This window comes from Bradyrhizobium sp. Y36 (assembly GCF_002531575.1).
Taxonomy (GTDB): Bacteria; Pseudomonadota; Alphaproteobacteria; order Rhizobiales; family Xanthobacteraceae; genus Bradyrhizobium.
In genome coordinates, this window is record NZ_NWTI01000002.1 from 495,805 (window position 1) to 514,374 (window position 18,570).

22 protein-coding genes are annotated in these 18,570 nt (G+C 65.2%); 12 read left to right on the forward strand and 10 right to left on the reverse strand.

Features of this window, described 5'->3' with window-relative positions:
• Nucleotides 1–492 precede the first annotated feature (492 nt).
• From CO669_RS05960 to CO669_RS05985, 6 genes are all read left to right on the forward strand, one after another.
• A complete protein-coding gene (locus tag CO669_RS05960) occupies nucleotides 493–1,137 on the forward strand; it encodes a response regulator transcription factor (protein WP_097658804.1) in 645 nt (214 codons plus the stop codon).
• Nucleotides 1,138–1,313: 176 nt separating this feature from the next.
• Nucleotides 1,314–1,715, forward strand: a complete 402-nt coding sequence (locus CO669_RS05965; RefSeq protein WP_097658805.1) for a curlin subunit CsgB — start codon at nucleotides 1,314–1,316, stop codon at nucleotides 1,713–1,715.
• 119 nt (nucleotides 1,716–1,834) lie between these two features.
• Nucleotides 1,835–2,227, forward strand: coding sequence for a curlin (locus CO669_RS05970; RefSeq protein WP_097658806.1), 393 nt, complete (start codon nucleotides 1,835–1,837; stop codon nucleotides 2,225–2,227).
• Nucleotides 2,228–2,252: 25 nt separating this feature from the next.
• Nucleotides 2,253–2,663 carry a curlin gene (locus CO669_RS05975; protein ID WP_198963858.1) on the forward strand — a complete coding sequence of 137 codons (411 nt, stop codon included), beginning with the start codon at nucleotides 2,253–2,255 and terminating at the stop codon, nucleotides 2,661–2,663.
• Between the two features lie 66 nt (nucleotides 2,664–2,729).
• Nucleotides 2,730–3,170, forward strand: coding sequence for a curlin (locus CO669_RS05980; protein WP_283806768.1), 441 nt, complete (start codon nucleotides 2,730–2,732; stop codon nucleotides 3,168–3,170).
• A gap of 12 nt (nucleotides 3,171–3,182) precedes the next feature.
• Nucleotides 3,183–3,476 (forward strand): hypothetical protein, encoded by a 294-nt coding sequence (locus CO669_RS05985; protein WP_097658809.1) that lies wholly within the window; start codon nucleotides 3,183–3,185, stop codon nucleotides 3,474–3,476.
• A gap of 52 nt (nucleotides 3,477–3,528) precedes the next feature.
• On the opposite strand, the gene CO669_RS05990 is transcribed toward CO669_RS05985, so the two are convergent.
• Nucleotides 3,529–3,810: a hypothetical protein gene (locus tag CO669_RS05990; RefSeq protein WP_097658810.1), complete on the reverse strand. Its 282-nt coding sequence runs from the start codon at nucleotides 3,808–3,810 to the stop codon at nucleotides 3,529–3,531.
• A 283-nt stretch (nucleotides 3,811–4,093) separates the two neighbouring features.
• Between CO669_RS05990 and CO669_RS05995 the strand changes: the two genes are divergently transcribed.
• Nucleotides 4,094–4,540, forward strand: a complete 447-nt coding sequence (locus tag CO669_RS05995) for a hypothetical protein (protein ID WP_198963859.1) — start codon at nucleotides 4,094–4,096, stop codon at nucleotides 4,538–4,540.
• A 3-nt stretch (nucleotides 4,541–4,543) separates the two neighbouring features.
• Here the strand turns inward: CO669_RS05995 and CO669_RS06000 are convergent, their stop codons facing one another.
• Nucleotides 4,544–5,386 (reverse strand): GNAT family N-acetyltransferase, encoded by an 843-nt coding sequence (locus tag CO669_RS06000; protein WP_097658811.1) that lies wholly within the window; start codon nucleotides 5,384–5,386, stop codon nucleotides 4,544–4,546.
• Nucleotides 5,387–5,487: 101 nt separating this feature from the next.
• On the opposite strand from CO669_RS06000, the gene CO669_RS06005 reads away from it, so the two are divergent.
• Nucleotides 5,488–6,192: an SDR family oxidoreductase gene (locus CO669_RS06005; RefSeq protein ID WP_097658812.1), complete on the forward strand. Its 705-nt coding sequence runs from the start codon at nucleotides 5,488–5,490 to the stop codon at nucleotides 6,190–6,192.
• 266 nt (nucleotides 6,193–6,458) lie between these two features.
• Entirely contained in the window at nucleotides 6,459–7,298 is an 840-nt protein-coding gene (locus CO669_RS06010) for an outer membrane protein (RefSeq protein ID WP_097658813.1), read from the forward strand.
• A 69-nt stretch (nucleotides 7,299–7,367) separates the two neighbouring features.
• Here the strand turns inward: CO669_RS06010 and CO669_RS06015 are convergent, their stop codons facing one another.
• Nucleotides 7,368–8,534 carry a serine hydrolase gene (locus CO669_RS06015; protein ID WP_097658814.1) on the reverse strand — a complete coding sequence of 389 codons (1,167 nt, stop codon included), beginning with the start codon at nucleotides 8,532–8,534 and terminating at the stop codon, nucleotides 7,368–7,370.
• Between the two features lie 177 nt (nucleotides 8,535–8,711).
• Here CO669_RS06015 and CO669_RS06020 point away from each other — a divergent pair, with 177 nt between their 5' ends.
• Together CO669_RS06020 and CO669_RS06025 are read left to right on the forward strand one after the other, a co-directional pair.
• Nucleotides 8,712–9,098 (forward strand): ArsR/SmtB family transcription factor, encoded by a 387-nt coding sequence (locus CO669_RS06020; protein WP_097658815.1) that lies wholly within the window; start codon nucleotides 8,712–8,714, stop codon nucleotides 9,096–9,098.
• A gap of 2 nt (nucleotides 9,099–9,100) precedes the next feature.
• On the forward strand, nucleotides 9,101–9,592 hold the full coding sequence (locus tag CO669_RS06025; protein ID WP_097658816.1) for an SRPBCC family protein: 492 nt from the start codon (nucleotides 9,101–9,103) through the stop codon (nucleotides 9,590–9,592).
• Nucleotides 9,593–9,763: 171 nt separating this feature from the next.
• Here the strand turns inward: CO669_RS06025 and CO669_RS06030 are convergent, their stop codons facing one another.
• From CO669_RS06030 to CO669_RS06045, 4 genes are read right to left on the reverse strand one after another with little or no spacing between them, the layout of a single operon-like run.
• The gene (locus tag CO669_RS06030; protein WP_198963860.1) at nucleotides 9,764–10,984 is read right to left on the reverse strand and encodes an ABC transporter substrate-binding protein; all 1,221 of its coding nucleotides are present in this window, start codon (nucleotides 10,982–10,984) and stop codon (nucleotides 9,764–9,766) included.
• Between the two features lie 23 nt (nucleotides 10,985–11,007).
• Nucleotides 11,008–11,994 carry a Bug family tripartite tricarboxylate transporter substrate binding protein gene (locus tag CO669_RS06035; protein ID WP_097658818.1) on the reverse strand — a complete coding sequence of 329 codons (987 nt, stop codon included), beginning with the start codon at nucleotides 11,992–11,994 and terminating at the stop codon, nucleotides 11,008–11,010.
• 41 nt (nucleotides 11,995–12,035) lie between these two features.
• Nucleotides 12,036–13,232, reverse strand: coding sequence for a CaiB/BaiF CoA transferase family protein (locus tag CO669_RS06040; RefSeq protein WP_097658819.1), 1,197 nt, complete (start codon nucleotides 13,230–13,232; stop codon nucleotides 12,036–12,038).
• 1 nt (nucleotide 13,233) lies between these two features.
• Entirely contained in the window at nucleotides 13,234–14,112 is an 879-nt protein-coding gene (locus CO669_RS06045) for an IclR family transcriptional regulator (RefSeq protein ID WP_097658820.1), read from the reverse strand.
• Between the two features lie 211 nt (nucleotides 14,113–14,323).
• Here CO669_RS06045 and CO669_RS06050 point away from each other — a divergent pair, with 211 nt between their 5' ends.
• Nucleotides 14,324–15,166: a hypothetical protein gene (locus CO669_RS06050; protein WP_097658821.1), complete on the forward strand. Its 843-nt coding sequence runs from the start codon at nucleotides 14,324–14,326 to the stop codon at nucleotides 15,164–15,166.
• On the opposite strand, the gene CO669_RS06055 is transcribed toward CO669_RS06050, so the two are convergent.
• The 3 genes from CO669_RS06055 to CO669_RS06065 form a co-directional block, all read right to left on the reverse strand.
• Nucleotides 15,167–16,378 carry an ABC transporter substrate-binding protein gene (locus CO669_RS06055; protein WP_097658822.1) on the reverse strand — a complete coding sequence of 404 codons (1,212 nt, stop codon included), beginning with the start codon at nucleotides 16,376–16,378 and terminating at the stop codon, nucleotides 15,167–15,169.
• A 72-nt stretch (nucleotides 16,379–16,450) separates the two neighbouring features.
• Nucleotides 16,451–17,653 (reverse strand): ABC transporter substrate-binding protein, encoded by a 1,203-nt coding sequence (locus CO669_RS06060; RefSeq protein ID WP_097658823.1) that lies wholly within the window; start codon nucleotides 17,651–17,653, stop codon nucleotides 16,451–16,453.
• 53 nt (nucleotides 17,654–17,706) lie between these two features.
• On the reverse strand, nucleotides 17,707–18,558 hold the full coding sequence (locus CO669_RS06065) for a fumarylacetoacetate hydrolase family protein (RefSeq protein WP_097658824.1): 852 nt from the start codon (nucleotides 18,556–18,558) through the stop codon (nucleotides 17,707–17,709).
• Between the last annotated feature and the right edge of the window lie 12 nt (nucleotides 18,559–18,570).

Genomic DNA, 18,570 nt, shown 5'->3' on the forward strand with positions numbered 1-18,570 from the left:
TTTCTTTCCGGGGCGACGGTCGGGCGCGCCTCGTGATCCAGAAGTAAAGTCCGCGCAGTGCGACTATTCGTGATTTGAAGACAATGCATACCGAGCGTATCGGTATGAAGCGCGCGGTATCGAACTCGACAAGCCGATCGAACGTCCCGTCTGGTCTGGCCGAAACGGCCACCTGCTGGCGTTCGAGCGGGCAGATGGGTGGCGATGCCATGACGCAGCCGTCGAAGCCACGACGCAGGATTGCCGCAGTCTCGATATCGGCCCGCCGCGATGCCGCCGATCGCGAGGCATGGTCCGTTCAATCACGAAGCCCGATATGTGAACGCCTTCACTCGTCTCCGGCGCGTGTTGGCTCTAAGAGGTCGTACCGGCGGAACGTCGCACCGCGTTCGGTGTTCGCGATTCTATCCAAGCACCTTGATCTCGTTTGCAAGAAGAATGGACGGCTCGTTGCTTTTTCATCGAGCCCCAAGCCGGGGGAGCCCGTTGCCCATGAGTTCAGGTCAAGCCACAGTTTATATCGTTGACGACGAAGTCCAGATTCGCACCGCGATCGGAAGTCTCTGCGAGGAGACCGGGCATCAGGTGAAGTTGTTTGCGTCGACCGATGACTTCCTCACGGAGACCATGTCACCCGGGCCGTCGTGCCTCGTGCTCGATGTCCGCTTTCCCGGCACCTCGCCGACCGGCCTCGAGCTGCAGCGCCGGCTCGCCGAGACGGGCGTACCCATTCCGATCGTCTTCATCAGCGGCCATTCCGACGTCCGCGTCTCGGTCGAGGCGATGAAGCGCGGCGCGGTCGAGTTTCTGCCGAAGCCCTTTCGCGAGCAGGAGATCCTCGATGCGATCAGGCACGGCATCGAGCGCGATCGCAGGCGGATGGAACGCGAGGACGCCGTGCGGGAAGCCCGCCAGCGCGTCGAGACGCTGACGGCACGGGAGCGCGAGATCATGCTGCTGATGGCCGAAGGGCTCGTCGCCAAGCAGATCGCGGCGCGACTTGGCGTGAGCGAAGTGACGGCGAAGGTGCATCGCGCCAGGATGATGCGGAAGCTGGAGCTGCGCACGCCGATCGAGGTGGTGCGGCTGATCGCCAGCATGGGGCACGAATCCGAGACGCGAGCCGGTGCGGAGTAGCTTGGCGAGCTTTCACGCGCGGGCGATTGCGCGCAACGTCTAGTCCGTACCGATTAGCATGAACTGCAGTCTGTCGCGCAGGCAAGGATCGGTTCAGAGTTGTCCCTACGATGTCGGCCGCTTCCAGGACGGCATCCGAACTCAGTCAGACAACTTTTGCTAGAAAGGAATTCTCCATGCGCAAATTGTTTTTTGCTTCGGTTGCATTGTTCGCCCTGTCCTCCGCCGCGCAAGCCGCCAACACTTCGACCACGGTGCAGGTCGGCGTCGTCAACGGCTCGACCGTTTCGCAGCAGGGCCTCACCAACGACACGTCCTCGACCAGCCAGCTCGGCCTCGTGAACAGCGCGTCGACGATGCAGGGCACCAGCTCGGCTTCGCTCAACAACGGCAGCACGGTCAACCAGATCGGCGTGCAGAACTCGGCGACCACCGGCCAGGTGGCGTTCGGCAACAACACCAGCGGGATCACCCAGAATTCGTTCGGGCCGCCCGCGTTGCAGAACAACTCCGCCGCCGTCGGCCAGCTCAGCGTGTTCGGCGTCAACGGCAGCACCGTCTCGCAGACGGCGCACTGACCCACGTATCGTTCGGCCGGACGCATCCAGTTGCGGTGCGTCCGCGCCATTCTCTAGAGCACCGCAACCGGGCAGGGCGATCAATTGCGACGCTCGCTCATTCTCGCGGAGGAAATGACATGCGGATCACCTATTTCATTGCAACGGTCGCGGCGCTCGGCGCGCTGACGGCCGCCGATGCAAATGCCGGCAACAGCGCCAGCGTGCTGCAATTCGGAACCACCAACACTTCGTTCATTTCGCAGAGCGGCGGCACCAGCAACAACGCCACGACGCTGCAGTTCGGCGCGACCAACACGGCCACCACGTTGCAGACCGGCTCGCTCCTCACCGTCAACACTTCGGTGATCGGGCAGGGCGGCACGACCGCGACGGCGACCAATACCGCGCTGGCCGGCCAGGTCGGCGGCTCCAATTCGAGCCTGATCGGCCAGATCGGTGCGAACAATACGGCGGGCGTCGGTCAGCTCGGAATCCTGAATGGCTCGACCATTCTCCAGCAGGCTCCGTGAGCGGCATGAAGTGATGAGGCATGTCATGAAACGTCATTTGAACTATGTGGGCGCCGTCGTGCTCGCTCTATGCCCGGTCGGCGCGGGATCGGCCGGCGCCCAGACCGCCGACATCAGGACCATCGTCTCGGTCGGGGGGCCGCCGGTCGTGCTGAACCAGAACAGTCAGCTCAACATGGCCGGCGTGTTCATGATCGGCGGCAGCACCAGCGCGACGGTGACGCAGAACGGCACCAGCAATGCCACCGGCGTCCTGCAATTCGGCGGCACGAATTCCGCATCGGTCGGGCAGACCGGGGCGATCAATCTCGCCTTCGTCGGTCAGGCCGGGCAATCGGCGAGCAGCGCGATATCCCAGCTCGGCACGATCAACGCGGGCACGGTGGCGCAATTCGGCACGGTCAACAATTCCACGATTCTCCAGACCGGTCCGTAAATCGCGCGCGAACTCATCGGCGTCGGGAACCAGCGGGGAAGCGCGATGCGGTGTGACAGGGAGATCTTGAAGCGGGTTCTGGCCGTGGCGGCGTTGCTGGCCGCCATCGGCGCGGCGACGCCGGCGAGCGCCGGGTCGATCCAGCGTACCGTGACCAACCGGAACGTCAGTATCGAGACGATCGTTCAGTTCGGCAACGACGTCCAGCCCGTCACGATCGAGGAGAACAGCCGCATCAATATCGCGCGGGTGATCCAGATCGGCGGGACCGGGACGGTGGACGCGACCATCATCCAGAACGGCACGCGCAACTATGCCAACGTGATCCAGATGGGCGGCACCACCAACGTGGCGGTCGGCCAGTCCGGCATCAGCAACACCGCCGACATCACCCAGATCGGCAATTCGACCAACGCGCTCCTGCTTCAGATCGGCGACATGAACAGTGGCGCGGTGAGGCAGTTCGGGCGTTTCAACTGGCTGGCGATCTTTCAGTTCGGCCGATGATGGAGGTGTGACATGAGATTGCTCCTGCTCGCATCCGGACTGGGACTCGTGGGCGTGATCGCAGCGGCGCCGGCCGGCGCTGCCGACGGTCACACCACGGTGGTCCAGGACGAGAACGGCACGTCGGTGATCACGCAAAGCGGCGATCCCGCCGAGGCCGAGGTCAGAATCGAGAAGGAGCCCGGGCGCACGACGGTGTACCGGCGAAGCGGCGGCAACACCGCCATCGTGACGCAAGGTACTGGGCAGGGCACCGGAAACCCGCAGGACATGCTCGACTGGCTGCGCAAGCAGCAGGGCCGCTGACAAGCGAAGGCCCACCGTCCGTGATGGACGGTGGGCCTCGCATGACGCGACCTTACCAGCGATAGCCGCCGGTCAGCGTGCCGTTGTTGTTGCCCTCAGGGCCGACATCGCCCTGTGTCGAGCTCGGGGTCGGATGGTTGGTGCCATTGAGCGCGCCATAGGGCCCCGCGACGTCGGGATAGTATGCGCGCGGTTGAACCGGTTCGTAGGTGGGCGCGGTGCGGTCCCAGCCGGCGCGTGGGCCGTTCCAATCATAGCCCTGCGCCGAGGCTGCCGCCGTGCCGGCGACGAGTGATGCCGTGATCAGGCAGAGGAGTTTTGACTTGTTCTGCATGCGAGATGCTCCTTGCTTGTGTCGGGGGCCAACGGTTGCACTGCGGCAGCGTTCCGGAACCAGGCCTGCGGGGGCGATCAACTCCGATCAACTGGTTATGAAGCGCCTGCTGCGGAACGAAGCGACGCGAGGGGCGGTCGCGGGCGTTCTTGCCGCACCGGTTCCCGCGTTAATCCCGTGCCTTAACCAATAATTAATTATAGGTTTGCGGGCGGGCGACAGCCCGGCCTAGCGTAGTTGCGGGGAGCCGCGATCGCTTAAGCCAAACGAGTTGGTGCGTATCATGACCTATCGAATGCATGGGGCCTTGCTCGCCTCGTTCAGCGCAGCCGCGCTGCTTCTTAGCCCCGGTCACAGCTTTGCCAGACCCGCGGGTGCCACACCGCAAGGCCTCGCGGCTGCGCCGTCCGGCACTGCCGCGCGTGCGACCATCGCGCCAGGCGCCCGGTTCCACCGGCGCAACAATCCCTTCGTGTACTGGCCCGGGGGCGGCGGCTTCTATTACGACGGCGCCGGCTACAGCCAGCCCTTCGTCGATGCGCAGCCGCCGGTCTCCACCGACGTGCGCTACACCTACACCTACGACGTCCCGTGGGACTGGTCGCATCGCTTCCCGCCGAACGTGGTGCCGTCCGACCGGCCCTATGTGCCGAGCTGCCCGACGGAGCAGGTGACGGTGCCCGGCCGCGGCGGGGTCGAGCACACCGTCAACATCACACGCTGCTACTGAGATCTAGCCAAGTTCAAAGCTGGCGACGCCGAAGACGCGGTCGATGCGCAGCGGCGCGATCGCGCCGGTGTACATGCGCGCCGTCTCGAACACGGGCTTGAGCCCGAGCGAGGTTGCGAGCGCGATGGCCTCGGGATTGATTGCGGGGACATCGAGGAAGACTTCGCCGCCGCCGGCACTCGGCAGCAGGGCCTGCATGATCGCCTCCGCCGCCGCACGGTCGTCGGCGACGAGCGGGCCGATCTTATGGCCGGTGCGGCAGGGCCGGATCACGCCCCAAGCTATCAGCTTGCCGTCACGCAAAAGCGCGCGGCCGACATGGCCCGACGTGTCGATCCAGGCGCGCAGGAAGGTGCTGCGCCGGGCCGGGAAGACGGTGGCGTCGTCGGCCTCCGCGCGCGCAAGCGGGATCGTGTCGAGCGCGACGACAGCGGCGGGCGGCCTCAGGGGCGCGGCGGCGATGCCGCCATAGCGGATATTGGCGTAGGCCAGCCGGAAGCCGGACTTCTTGTAGTTGTCCTGCTGCGCGACGACGCCGTCGAGCCCGATCACGCGCGCGCCGGCATGCGCGATCGCCGCGTTCCAGATCCGCAGGCCGTGGCCGGAGCCGCGAAGATCAGCGCGCACGATGTAGAAGCCGAGGAAAGCGAAGCGGTCGTCGTAATTGACGCAGGAGACGGTCGCGACCGGCTCGCCGTCGATCTCGCCGACGAAGAAGCCTTGCGGGTCGGGCATCGCGAAGCAGGCGGCGTCGCAGAGTCCCGGATTCCAGCCCTCGGCCGCAGCCCAGTCGATGGCGAGGGAGATCTCCCCGGGGCGCAGATTGCGGATCAGCAAATCACTCATGACGGAACCCTTCGACCATGGACCAGCCGACAGGTCCGGCGGTAGAAGGCCCCATGATAGGCCGAGCCCGTGGCTCGCCTCAACTCAAGGGATGATCGGTCATGGCAACAGAGAAGGTCGCACTCGTCACCGCGGGCGGCAGCGGCATGGGGGCGGGGGCTGCACGGCGGCTGGCGGCGGACGGGTTTCGTGTCGCGATCCTGTCCTCCTCCGGCAAGGGCGAGGCGCTCGCCGCCGAGCTCGGCGGCTTTGGCGTCACCGGCTCGAACAAGTCGAATGACGACCTGAAGCGTCTGGTCGACGGCGCCATGACGAAGTGGGGACGCATCGACGTGCTGGTCAACAGCGCCGGCCACGGGCCGCGCGCGCCGATCACGGAGATCACCGACGAGCAGTGGCACACCGGCCTCGACACCTATCTGCTCAACGTGATCCGTCCGACCCGGCTGGTGACGCCGCTGATGCAGGCGCAGAAGGGCGGCGCCATCGTCAACATCTCGACCGCCTGGGCGTTCGAGCCGAGCGCGATGTTCCCGACCTCGGCGGTGTTCCGCGCAGGGCTTGCCGCCTTCACCAAGATCTTCACCGACGCCCATGCGGCCGACAACATCCGCATGAACAACGTGCTGCCGGGCTGGATCGACAGCCTGCCGCAGCAGGATTCGCGCCGCGACAGCGTGCCGATGAAGCGCTACGGCAAGGTCGAGGAGATCGCGGCGACGATTTCGTTCCTGGCCTCCGACGGCGCCGCCTACATCACCGGCCAGAACATCCGCGTCGACGGCGGGCTGACGCGCTCGGTCTGAGGCGATGGAATCGGATCGCGCCGGTGCTGCATTGTCATGGTGCGTCACCGGTGCGCGTTGCGCGCCGCTCGCGACGGCTGATGCGTGGCGCTCGGGTCACACTTGTCCTTCGATCGCATGATGTGAGGCGCACGCTACGTCACAGTCCCTATGAACTTCGTCCCAGCCCAAGACGAATATTACCGCACGTCCTACGCCTGATCTGCGCCGGGTGCCTCCCGCGCACATTCGAAACGCGAACAATCGCGTTGGGCTAGGAGACTGGAATGAAGAAGTTTTTGCTTGCGCTGGCCTCGGTCGTGGTGCCGTCGCTTGTCCCCGGCGCCACACCCGTCCGGGCGGCCGACCTTGCAGCGCATTACACCAAGGCACCGGTGATGGCGTCAGTCTATAATTGGACCGGCTTTTACGTCGGCGGTAATGTCGGCGGGCAGTGGGGCAGCGCGAACCCGGCCACCAGCACCCTGTTTCCGGTGGCCGCCTATTTCGCGGATTCGAGCGTGACCGCCATCGGGGCGGTGGGCTCCCAACACATCAACAGCTCCGGCGTGACTGGCGGCTTCACCGCCGGCTACAACTGGCAGGTCAACAACGCCGTGCTCGGCCTCGAAGGCGACATCAACTATTTCGGCTTCAAGGGCAGCGCCAGCAGCACGGCTGTGTACCCGTGCTGCGCGCCGACCAGCTTCACCGTCAATTCATCGGTCTCGGCCGATTGGCTCGCCACCATTCGCGGCCGCATCGGCTTCCTCGCGACGCCGAGTTGGCTGGTTTACGCCACCGGCGGTGCCGCCATCGCGGAGGTCAGGGGCAATTTCAGCTTCACCGACACCTTTGCAGGCGCGACCGAATCCGGAGCGATCCGAGACACCCGCGTCGGCTGGACCGCCGGCGTCGGCGGTGAGTATGCGGTCGGCAACGGCTGGTCGCTGAAGGCCGAATATCTCTATGTCGATCTTGGTCGCAGCAGCATGACCAGCAACAATCTGAACGTCGGCGTGGCGTTGCCGACCCAGACGTTCACCCACTCGGTCGATCTCAAGTCCAACATCGTGCGCGTCGGTGTGAACTACAAGTTCGGCGGACCCGTCGTCGCCAGATACTGAGCGTCATCCCGGTCTCGATCTGGCGTGGAAAGCCCCGGCCTGCCGGGGCTTTCTGTTGTCGGCGACGGTTCAGCGCGAAGCCACGAGCCTGGCCAGCGCGGGCAGGATCCTGTAGCGCGCGATCTCGTGCGGATAGTCGCCGCGATTGGCGAGCAGGACGACCGCGATCCGCCGCGCCGGCACCAGGCCGATATAGCCGGAAGCGTTGTTGAGGCCGCCGGGCTTGTCGACGACGGTGACGCCGGGCAGGTGCACCGTTTCCCAGGCCATGGCCTGGCCGAATTTGTCATCGACGCGAAAGGCCTCGTGCTGGGTCATCCGCAGCGCCTCGCGCAGATGCGGATCGATCGCGCGGCCATCGACGCAGGCCGCAACGAAGGTCGCAAGGTCCCGCGCGGAGGAGAGCATCTGGCCCGTGCCGGGAAAGTCGAAATAGCTCTGCTGGTTGCCGATCGGGCCGATCGCCATGCCCTGATCGGAATAGCCCTGGACCAGACGCTGCATCGAGGCGGCATCCATGACGGCGCGGCCGTCCGGGCCGCGCTCGGGGACGAAGGTCGCGTCCATGGTGAGCGGGCGGAGAATGCGTCGCTGGATCAGCTCGTGGATCGGCTTGCCATGGCAGCGCTCGAGCACGAGCTGGAGCAGCACATAACCGGCATGGCTGTAGATGCGCTGCCGGCCGGGCGCGATATTCTCCGTCGGCGCGAAGGCGTTCAGCATCGCGATGAACTGCGCGCGCGTGTACTCGTCGTTCGGCCAGGGCGGGTGGTCGGTCGGCAGCAACAGGCCGGATGTGTGCGTGACCAGCTGGCCGACGGTGACGTCGCGGATATAGTTCCCCATCAGCTCGGGCAGGTATTTCGGCAAGGGATCGTCGAGCCGCAACTCGCCGCGCAGCACGCCGATTGCGACGAGCGTCGCTTCAAACGGCTTTCTCAGCGAGGCGAGGTTGAACAGGGTGTCGGGCGTCACCTTTCGACCGGTCGCACCGTCGGCAAGACCATAGGTGAAGAACTCGACATGACGGCCGGCATAGAGCGCAGCGGCGAGGCCGCCCGGATGATCGGGCGTCGCGGTCGGCGCCAGCTCGTTCGCGACGACGTCGCGCATCTGCGCGATCATGTCGGAATCCGCCGACGCGCGGCGCGGGCGCAGCGCGATCGCGAGCGGAACGAGTGCGGCCCGGGTGAAAAATCGCCGGGTGATCGGGGATGAGGTGACAACAGGCGACACGTGCTCTGATGAACGATGCTGGTGCGCCCCCGGACATTCTTTAGCGGGAGGGGCACGAGGTCCCAATTCACGATTGCGCGTTGTGGGTTCCATCCGAGCTACCGCGCTCTCCACTTTAACTTAGCTATTCGGCTAACAATTGTTGACGACCGTCACCCGGCGTGTATAGTTAGCTACATGGCTAACCAATTGACCCCTCTTGATCAGGTTTTCGCAGCACTCGCCGATCCCACGCGACGGGCTATCGTGATGCGATTGTGTGCCGGCGAGGCCTCTGTCGGCGAGCTCGCCGATCCCTTCGCCATGGCGCTGCCGAGCTTCATGAAACACATCCACGTGCTCGAGACGAGCGGGCTCGTTCAGTCCGAGAAATCCGGTCGCGTGCGCACCTGCCGCCTCAGTCCGGACGCGCTGCTCGGCGCGGAAGACTGGTTCCAGCAGCAGCGTGCGATCTGGGAGGCGCGGCTCGACCGGTTCGAAGCCTATGTGATGAAGCTCAAGAAAGAGAAGGAGCAGGCGGCCGCCAAACGGCCGTCTCGCACAACCAGGAAGAAAGGTTCTTGACGATGACGAGTTCTGCCAATCCCGCCCTGTCGCAATGGTCGCTCGACCGCGAGATCGTGATGTCGCGCGTGATCGACGCACCGCGCGATCTGGTGTTCGAGGCGTGGTCCGACCCGAAGCATCTGCCGCAATGGTTCGGGCCGAAAGGGTTCAAGGTCGAGACCTTCGAGATCGACGTTCGCGTCGGCGGCGTCTGGCGCTTCAACATGATCGGTCCCGACGGCACGGTCTATCCGAACCGCATGCGCTTCCGCCGCATCGAGCGGCCCTCCTTGATGGAGATGGACCACGGCGTCGACCAGGACGAAGACCCCGGCATGTTCCGCTTCACGGTCACCTTTGCCGAGCAGAGCAACGGCAAGACCGTGCTGATGATGCGCCAGCTGGCCTCGAGCACCGAGCAGCGCGACGGCATGATCGGCTTCGGCGCCGTCGAATACGGCTACCAGACGCTGGACAAGCTGGCGGCCTATGTGGCGGGCTTGAAGCGGTAAGCCAAGGTCTTGGTCGTCATGTCCGGGCTTGTCCCGCCTGCGTGGCCGAAGCCGCTTCGGCGAGGCGAAGGCCCGGGCATCCACGTTCTTCGTGCTGCGCGGTCGGGCGTGGATGGCCGGGACAAGCCCGGCCATGACGAGAGGAGTGGGACCGGCGCCTAACCCGCAAACTCACTCCTTCGCCTCGTCCGTCACGATGTCTCCGAGCTTCTGCCAGCGCTGGCCGTCGAACTGCACCATCTGGAACTGCTTGTTGACGCGATAGTCGGTCGGCGTGGTCGTGACCGAGATCCCGGGAAGGGTGAGATCGAGCACGACGTCCTTCAGGCTGGTGGCTTGCCGCATCACGTTCTCGCGGGTCAGATCGTCGCCGCATTGCTTCAGCACCTGCACCAGCAGCTGGGCGGTGATGTAGCCATAGACGTTCAGGTTCGAATCCTTGTCGCCGTCGGGATAGTATTTCGCCATGAAGGCGAGATAGCGCTTCATGCCGGGATCGTCCTTCCATTCGGGATCGGCGGCGTCCTTGACGTAGCCGACGCTGATGACGCCCTTGGAATTGTCCAGCCCCGCCGGCTTCAGCACGGCGCTGAGGGAGGAGGCGTTGATGTCGATGATGTGCAGCGCCTTCCAGCCGATCTCGGCAACCTTCTTGATCGCCTGCGCCGCCTGTTTCGGCGTCGTGGCGCTGAACAGCACGTCGGCGCCGGCGTCCTTCAACCGCAGGATCTGCGAATCGATGGTCGGTTCGGTGATCTCATAGGAGGTCTCGGCCACGATCATCTTCGCCTTGTCGCCGAGGCCCGCCTTGAGCCCGGCGAGATAGTCCTTGCCGAGGTCGTCATTCTGGTAGAGCACGCCGATCTTCGCGTTCGGGTGGTTCTTCAACAGGTACTGCGCGTAGATCCGCCCCTCGACGAGGTAGGAGGGGTTGAAGCCCATGGTCCAGGGAAAGTTCTTCGGGTCGGTGAAGCGCGCCGCGCCGGTGGCGGCGAAGAGCTGCGGGATCTTCTTGGCATTGAGATATTTCTGCACGGCGACGTTCGGCGCGGTGCCGATGATCTGGAACGTCAGCAGCACCTCGTCGCTCTCGACCAGCTTGCGGGTCTGCTCCACGGTTTTCGGCGGCGAATAGGCATCGTCATACTGGATCAGCTCGACCTTGCGGCCGTTCACGCCGCCCTGGTCGTTGATCATCTTCATGTAGGCCGCCTGGGTCTTGCCGATCACGGCATAGGCCGAGGCGGGACCGCTGAGCGGCACGGTCTGCCCGACCTTGATCGCGCTGTCGGAGGCGCCGGAATCGTATTTCTTCTGCGCGTGGGCTGGTACGATCAACAGCGCCAGAGCGAGCGCAGAGGCCGCGGCGCGTTCGAGAAGACGGTTTTTCATTTTCATTCCCTGTTCGCAAACGTTCATTCGCCCTTGAGCCCGGCATCGCGGATCAGCTTGGTCCATTTCTGCGTCTCGGCGTCGATGAACTGGCCGAACTCGGCGGCATTGCCGGCGCGCACTTCGAGGCCTTGCGCGGTCAGCTTGTCCTTGATCGCCGGCTCGGCGAGCGCGCGCAGGATTTCGGCCTGTAGCTTGTCGACGATCGGGCGCGGCGTCGCGGACGGCGCCATGAAGCCGTACCAGCCGGCGGCAGCGACGTTGGGGAAGCCTTGCTCGCGCAAGGTGGGCGCCTGCGGATAGAGCGCGCTGCGTTCGGGTGAGGCGACCCCGAGCACGATGAACTTGCCGCTCTGGATGTAGGGCAGGGCGGTCGGCAGCGCCGTCAGCGTGGCATCGACGCGGCCGGCGAGCAGCTCGGTATAGGATGCGGCATCGCCCCGGAACGGAATGTTGAGACCCTTGACGCCGGCGTCGCGGAACAGCAGTTCGCCGGCCAGGTGCGGTTGCGAGCCGGCGCCGGGCGAGGCAAAGGTCAGCCCATCCGGTTTTGATTTACCGTAGGCGATCAGCTCGGGCAGCGTCTTGAACGGCGCGTCGGCGCTGATGATGAGAAATAGCGGCGCGATCACCGCCATTGCGACCGGCTGCAAATCCTTGCGGTCGTAGGTCAGCTTGCCGAACAGCGCCTCGGCGGTGGCGTAGGGCGCCGCGACGTAGAGGATGGTGTAGCCGTCGCCCTGTGCATGGGCGACCATGTCGTTGGCGATGCGGGTGCCGGCGCCGGGCTTGTTCTCGACGATGAATTGCTGATGAAGGCTGCGGCCGAACTCTTCGGCCAGCAGGCGCAGAGAGATGTCGTTCGAGCCGCCGGGCCCGTAGGGCGAGATCAGCCGCACCAGGCGCGAGGGCCATGCATCCTCGGCGCGTGCCGACAGGCCGGCGATGGCGGCCAGGCCGCCTGCAACGGTGCCCAGCAGGGTTCGTCGCGTGACTTCAAGCGATGCCACGATCTTCTTCCTCCCTTTTCGTTGGTCTTCTTGTTGTTGGTTCAGATCACCTTTCGCTCGGTGAGCTGTTCGATCTCCTGGTCCGAAAGGCCGAGCCAATTCCGGAAGACTTCGTCGTTGTCCTGGCCGATATCGCCCGCGGCGTGACGCAATCGCGCGGGATCATTGGTGAAGCGCGGCACGACATTGGCCATCGCAACCGTGCCGAAATCGCGGTCGGCAACGCGCGTGATGACCTCGCGCGCCTTCATTTGCGGGTCGCCGGCGATCTGGTCGATCGCATAGATCGGGGCGAGCGTTCCCTGCGCGGCATTGAATCTGGCGAGGACCTCGTCGAGGGGATGCGCAGCGCACCAACCGGCGAAGATGTCGTTGAGCTCGGAAGCGTGCTTGACCCTCCGGTCGTTGCTGGCGAAGCGCGGATCGTCGATCAGGTCGGGGCGTTCGATCGCCCGGCAGTTCGCGGCAAAGAGCGCGTTGGTCGACCCTGCCAGCGTCACCCAGTGATCGTCGCTGGTGCGGAACACGGCGGCCGGCGCCGAATAGCCGTTGGCATTGCCGATCCGGCTGCGCACCACGCCGAGCTGATCGTGCTCGATGGCGAGCACGTCGAGCAGGCGGAAGGTGGCCTCGGTGAGCGAAAGATCGATCTCCTCGCCGGGCGCGTCGGGATCGCGCGCCCGTTTCCACAGCGCCGCGAGCACACCGACGGCGCCGAACAGGCCGCCGATCGAATCCCCGATCGGGTAGCCCGGATGGGTCGGCTCGCCATCGCTTTCCCCCGTGATGTAGGTGAGCCCGCCCATGGCCTCGAAGATGCGGGCAAATCCGGGTCGCTCGCGATAGGGGCCATCCTGCCCGAAGGCGGTGGCGCGCAGGATCACGAGGCGCGGCTGGATCGACCACAGCACTTCCTTCGAAAGGCCCCAGCGGTCGAGCGTGCCGGGCCGGAAATTCTCGATCAGCACGTCGAAGCGGGGCAGCAGCTGCTTGAACAGCGCAAGTCCCTCGGGCGTGCGCAGATCGAGCGTGGCGAACTTCTTGTTGCGGTTGGCGGCCTTCCACCACAGCGGCTTGCCGTCCTTGAACGGAGGGAACGAGCGCACCCCGTCGCCGGTCCCGGGCATCTCGACCTTGAGCACCTCGGCGCCATAGTCGGCGAGCAGCGTCGCGGCAAAGGGCGCGGCGATGATGGTCGCGATGTCGAGAACTCTCAAACCGTCCAGCGGCCCAGCCATCTCACGTCCCGGTGTTGATCTTCTTGGTCTTGCGCGCGGGCAGCGCGGGTGCCGTCTGTCCGACGATGGCGCGGATGCTGTCGGCCAGCGCCGCAAGGCGCGGACCGATCTCACTCTCCAGCTGCCCCGGCTGCAGCCGGAAAGCAGGAATCCCGCAATTGATCGAGAACGATTGCCTGGTTTCGGCGGCGTGGAACAGCGGCGCGGCGACGGCGTGGATCGAGGCCATGTACTCGCCCCAGCAGGTGCAGAAGCCGCGGCTGACGCATTGGGCAAGGCCGGCGCGGTATTTGTCCTGGAAGGCCGACCAGAGCTCGGAATCTTCCGCGGCGATGCGCCGCTCCAGCCGCGTCGCGTCGGCTTGCGGCAACGTCGATGCCGCGGCGCGGCCCATGGCCGTCATCACGACCGGAATGGGCATGCCGATGTCGGGGGCGTGCGGGCCGACATCGCCGGACCGCGCCGTCTCCACATAGATCATCGACGTCGCATCCAGCAGTCCGATCGAGACGGTGCCGCGGACGCTCTGCGCCAGCTCCTGCATCATGGGCCGCGCGAACTGGCGGAATTGCAGGTCGGCAAGCAGCGGGTGCGCCAGCCGCAGGGCGCGCGCGCCGACCAGATACTTCGCTCGGGAGGGGTCGTAGCGGAGGTAGCCGAGTTCCGCGAGCGTGTGCGTCAGCCGCGCCACCGTCGGTCGCGGGATGCCGGTCAGCGTCGACAGCTCCATGTTGCCGAGCAACGTGCTGCCCGCCCTGAAGGCTTCGAGCACCACGAGACCTTTGGCCAGCGTCGTGGCGAAGGCCGCATCGTCAGCACTTTCCGCGAGGACTGCTGCGGCGGACGTGGGGTGAGGCGATCTGGATGGAGGGCGAGCCATGTCGTCATATTCGGACGAACCGCAGAGGATTGTCCATTAGATTCACAAATAGGCGGGCAATTGTCCAATATGTGGACGCACTTAAGGGAAGCATTTTGCTGTGGGCCGCGCAGCGAAACGACCGACCACACGGATTTTTGTCGCGATTTCCTGGTGTGTTGTGACAGGATTGTTACGGCGAAATGTCAGATCGATTACAGCGGAGCGGTTCATGTTGCAGTGGCAGGCGCGGTCAAATCCCCTCGCGTGGTGGTGGGGCTCCCTGACGCTCGTCAGCGCGGCCAATGTCCTCGTCTGGTTCATGCTGTACCGCGAGTTCTATCCGACGGTTGCGGGCAGTCACGGCGGCGGCTCGGACATCGGCCTGATGTTCCTGCTGTGCGCCGGCTACGTGTTCGGCTGCGCGTTCCGCTCGGTGCTGCCGCGCGCCGACGTGCAGCGCATCTGCCTGTTCGACACCTGGCTGTCGAGCGTCGTGGTCGGCCGCACGGTGGCGACCGTGGCCGAGCTCTGCTTCGTCGCGCAATGGGCCATCATCCTGCACCAGCTCGGCAAGATGACGGGCGCGGAGACCGCGGTGAACATCGCGCTCTTGATCGTGCCCATCATCATCATCGCGGAGTGTTTCTCCTGGTACGCGGTGGTGACGACCAACTTCCTCTTCAACGCGATCGAGAACTCGCTGTGGGCGGTGACCTTCTTCCTGGCCGGCATCGCATTGTGCCGCCTGATGCCGGAATTCCAGGGCGTGGTGCGCTGGGCGCTGATCGCGGGCATCGTCGGCATCGCCTGCTTCCTCGCCTTCCTCGTCACCGTCGACGTGCCGATGTATCTCAGCCGCTGGCGGGCAGGGCACGCCGAAGGCAACACCTTTCTCGGCTTCCTCGAAGGCCTCCATGACGTCTCGACGCGCTGGGTGGTGACCCACGACATCGCGCATTGGAAGGGCGAGCTGACCTGGATGTTCCTGTATTTCAGCGCCGCAGTCTGGTCGAGCCTGGCGCTCTGCGCGCTCTATGCGATGGAAGGCTATCTGGCGCAGTATCTGGCCTGATTACTTCCCCACCAAACCGCATTTGCTGCGGTCGAGCGGACGGAAGGCCTGGTCGGGCGGGATCGTCGCGACCAGCTTGACGAAATCCCACGGTCCCCTGGATTCCTCGGGCGTCTTGACCTGCACGAGATAGAGGTCGTGCACCATGCGCTGGTCCTCGCGGATGCGGCCATTGGGCGTGTAGGCGTCCGACACCGGCGTCGCCTTCATCTTCGCCATCACGGTTGCGCCGTCGTCGGAATCGCTGTCCTTGATCGCCTGCAGATAATGGCGCACGGCGGAGTAGACGCCGGCCTGGATCTGCGAGGGCATGGCCTTGCGGCGCGCATAGAAGGCGTCGGAGAATTTTCGCGCGGCCGGCGAGACGTCCTCGAAGAACGAGGTGACGATGAGGTCGCCGCGGGTTGCCTTCAAGCCGACGGAATGGATATCGACGTTCTGGAACGACATCGGGACGATCTTGATGCCCTGGTCGGCAAGGCCGAATTCTTCGGCCTGCTTGATCGCGGTGGTGTTGTCGCCGGCGACGTTGATGGCGAGGATCTTCGCGCCCGAGGACTGGGCCTGGAGCAGGAAAGAAGAATAGTCGGGCGTGCCGAGCTGCGCCTTGACGCTGCCGGCGACCTTGCCGCCGAGCGCGGCGATACGCTCGCGCGCCGTCGCTTCGATCGAATGGCCGAAGGCATAGTCGCCGGTGATGAAGAACCACGGCTCCTTGCTGGTTTGCATGATGCCCGAGACCACGGCGGTCGCGGTGGAATAGGCGTCCTGGGTCCACTGCACGCTGGTCGGCGCGCAGGCTTCATCGGTGAGCTGATTTGCGCCGGCGCCGGAGACGAGGAAGATCTTTCCGTTGCCGCGGACGAGCTCCTGCACGGCGAGGGCGGCGCCGGAGCTGCCCCCGTCGGCGATCGCCTGGACACCTTCGCTGAACCACTTTCGCGCGAGCGATGCCGCAAGATCCGGCTTGTTCTGGTGATCGGCCTGCAGGATCTCGATCGGCTTGCCGTTGATCCTGCCGCCGAACTCCTCCGCGGCCATCCGCGCCGCCTCGACCGAGCCTGGGCCCATCGCGGTTGCGAACACGCCGTTCATGTCGGTGAGCACGCCGATGCGGATGGCATCGCCCTTGATCTGGGCATGTGCAGGCGGGTTCGCGAGAATGAGAGTGAGTAGCAACGTCGTGATGGATGTCGTGCGGTTGGCGGCCATGGCGTGTTTCGATCTTGATGGGGGCGGGTACGCGGCTATTGCCGCAGTGGACGAAGGCGCGGTGAAGCAAGCCTAGTTGACGATCTTGCAGGCGGGGTCCACGGGGCCGAAGGCCTGCTCGCCGGGAATCCGTGTCAGGATCTTGTAGTAGTCCCAGGGGTATTTCGATTCCGTGGGAGCTTTGACCTGAGCAAGCCAGAGATCGTGCACCATGAGGCCGTCGGCCCGCAGCTTGCCGCCGTGCGCGAAGAAGTCGTCGATCGGCGTATCGCGCATCCTGCTCGCGACTTGACCGGGATCGTCGGTCCCGGCTGCCTTGACGGCATTGAGATAGTGTGTGACCGCGGAATAGACGCCCGCCTGCCACATGGTGGGCATGCGCTGCATCCTGGAGAAGAAGCGCTTTGACCAGGCCCGCGTCTGGTCGTCCATGTCCCAGTAGAAGGCGGTCGTCAGCAGCAGGCCTTGCGCGCTTTGCAATCCAAGCGCGTCGATGTCCGTGATCAGCGCAAGCAGAGCGGCCATCTGCTGTCCGCCCTGGAAGAGGCCGAATTCGCCGCCGGTCTTGATCTCGTTCACATTGTTCGGCGGGCCGCCGGCTATTCCGATGATCTTCGCTTTCGAGGCCTGCGCCTGAAGCACGAATGACGACATGTCGGTGGTGCCGAATGGCGGCCGCGCCGAGCCCAGCACTTTGCCGCCCTCGCGCTTGATCACGGCGGTGGCGTCACGTTCCAGCGCGTGGCCGAACGCAATATCGTCGGTGAGGAAGTACCAGGTATCGCCGCCGCGCTTGACCACTTCCTGCGCCGTGCCGACGGCGAGCGCGTGCGTGTCGAATACCCATTGCATGGTGTAGGGGGAGCAGAACTTGCCGTGAAAGTCTGCCGTTCCGGTCGCGGTCACGATCAGCAGCTTCTTCTTCTCGCTCGCGACCGTCTGCGCCGCGAGCCCCACCGCCGACACCGGAACGTCCACGATGAGGTCGACCTGTTCGGTGTCGTACCATCGCCGCGCGATGGCAGCGCCGATGTCCGGCTTGATCTGATGGTCTCCGACGATCAGCTTGATCGGCTTGCCCAACACGCTGCCGCCGAAATCGTCGACGGCCATTTGCGCCGCTGTCACCGAGCCCTGACCGGTTGGTGTCGAGGAGGGCCCCGTCATGTCCGACAAAACGCCGATCTTGACCTGGTCGTCCGAAACCTGGGCCTGGGCGATCGTGGTCGCCAGGATCGCCGCCGTCACGGCGAACGCGCCCGCAAAGCGATGCATGTTGTTTCCTTCCCCTCGATGCCGGATCCGTCCCTTTTTGGGATCGCTTTGACTCAGGCCGGCTCGGCGATGACCGTGTTGCGCAAGGTGCCGATGCCGGAGATCTCGACCTCGACGGTGTCGCCCGGGCGCATCCACAGCGGCGGCGTGCGCTTGGCGCCGACGCCGCCGGGTGTGCCGGTGACGATGACGTCGCCGGGCACGAGCGGGCAGATCGTCGAAATGTAGGCGATCAGCTCGGGGATGCCCGTGATCAGCAGGTCGGTGGTGGTGTCCTGCACCACGGCGCCGTTGAGCCGCGTCTGCAAGGTGAGCTTCGACGGGTCCGGAATTTCGTCCGCCGTCACCAGCCACGGGCCGAAGCTGCCGCCTTCCGCAAAAGTCTTGCCGGAGAGGAACTGGCTGGTGTGGCGCTGCCAATCGCGGATGCTGCCCTCGTTGTAGCAGGCATAGCCGGCGATGTGGTCGAGCGCACGGCTCGCCGGGATGTGCCGGCCCGCCTTGCCGATGACGAGCGCGAGCTCGCCTTCATAATCGAAATCGTCGCTCACCTTCGGTTTCACGATCGGCTGGAGATGGCCGACCTGGCTGCAGGGGAAGCGAACGAACAGCGCCGGCTTCTCGGTAACGGTGCGCCCGGTTTCGGCGACGTGGTCGCGGTAGTTCAGGCCGACGCAGATGATCTTGCCGGGATCGGGGATCACGGGGGCGAAGCTGATCCGGTCGAGCGGATGATCGGCGGCTGCGGACGCGGCGAGCTTCGCGGCCTCGGCAAGACGGCCGGCCTCGAGCAACTGCCGCAGCGTGGTGCAGGGCGCCATGCGCGCGCCGAGATCGACCACGCCATTGTCCTTGACGGCGCCGAAAGAGGCGCGGCCGTCGGCGACGAAAGAAAGCAGCTTCATGATATGTCCTTG

What these genes read in the sequence shown, in the direction of transcription:
- CO669_RS06055 (WP_097658822.1), bottom strand. Translation starts at nt 16,378, where the DNA reads ATGGCCGCCAACCGCACGACATCCATCACGACGTTGCTACTCACTCTC.
- CO669_RS06020 (WP_097658815.1), top strand. Translation starts at nt 8,712, where the DNA reads ATGGCTAACCAATTGACCCCTCTTGATCAGGTTTTCGCAGCACTCGCC.
- CO669_RS05990 (WP_097658810.1), bottom strand. Translation starts at nt 3,810, where the DNA reads ATGCAGAACAAGTCAAAACTCCTCTGCCTGATCACGGCATCACTCGTC.
- CO669_RS06030 (WP_198963860.1), bottom strand. Translation starts at nt 10,984, where the DNA reads ATGAAAAACCGTCTTCTCGAACGCGCCGCGGCCTCTGCGCTCGCTCTG.
- CO669_RS05975 (WP_198963858.1), top strand. Translation starts at nt 2,253, where the DNA reads ATGAAACGTCATTTGAACTATGTGGGCGCCGTCGTGCTCGCTCTATGC.
- CO669_RS06065 (WP_097658824.1), bottom strand. Translation starts at nt 18,558, where the DNA reads ATGAAGCTGCTTTCTTTCGTCGCCGACGGCCGCGCCTCTTTCGGCGCC.
- CO669_RS06000 (WP_097658811.1), bottom strand. Translation starts at nt 5,386, where the DNA reads ATGAGTGATTTGCTGATCCGCAATCTGCGCCCCGGGGAGATCTCCCTC.
- CO669_RS05960 (WP_097658804.1), top strand. Translation starts at nt 493, where the DNA reads ATGAGTTCAGGTCAAGCCACAGTTTATATCGTTGACGACGAAGTCCAG.
- CO669_RS06040 (WP_097658819.1), bottom strand. Translation starts at nt 13,232, where the DNA reads ATGGCTGGGCCGCTGGACGGTTTGAGAGTTCTCGACATCGCGACCATC.
- CO669_RS06050 (WP_097658821.1), top strand. Translation starts at nt 14,324, where the DNA reads ATGTTGCAGTGGCAGGCGCGGTCAAATCCCCTCGCGTGGTGGTGGGGC.
- CO669_RS05995 (WP_198963859.1), top strand. Translation starts at nt 4,094, where the DNA reads ATGACCTATCGAATGCATGGGGCCTTGCTCGCCTCGTTCAGCGCAGCC.
- CO669_RS05965 (WP_097658805.1), top strand. Translation starts at nt 1,314, where the DNA reads ATGCGCAAATTGTTTTTTGCTTCGGTTGCATTGTTCGCCCTGTCCTCC.
- CO669_RS06045 (WP_097658820.1), bottom strand. Translation starts at nt 14,112, where the DNA reads ATGGCTCGCCCTCCATCCAGATCGCCTCACCCCACGTCCGCCGCAGCA.
- CO669_RS06060 (WP_097658823.1), bottom strand. Translation starts at nt 17,653, where the DNA reads ATGCATCGCTTTGCGGGCGCGTTCGCCGTGACGGCGGCGATCCTGGCG.
- CO669_RS06025 (WP_097658816.1), top strand. Translation starts at nt 9,101, where the DNA reads ATGACGAGTTCTGCCAATCCCGCCCTGTCGCAATGGTCGCTCGACCGC.
- CO669_RS05985 (WP_097658809.1), top strand. Translation starts at nt 3,183, where the DNA reads ATGAGATTGCTCCTGCTCGCATCCGGACTGGGACTCGTGGGCGTGATC.
- CO669_RS06005 (WP_097658812.1), top strand. Translation starts at nt 5,488, where the DNA reads ATGGCAACAGAGAAGGTCGCACTCGTCACCGCGGGCGGCAGCGGCATG.
- CO669_RS05970 (WP_097658806.1), top strand. Translation starts at nt 1,835, where the DNA reads ATGCGGATCACCTATTTCATTGCAACGGTCGCGGCGCTCGGCGCGCTG.
- CO669_RS06010 (WP_097658813.1), top strand. Translation starts at nt 6,459, where the DNA reads ATGAAGAAGTTTTTGCTTGCGCTGGCCTCGGTCGTGGTGCCGTCGCTT.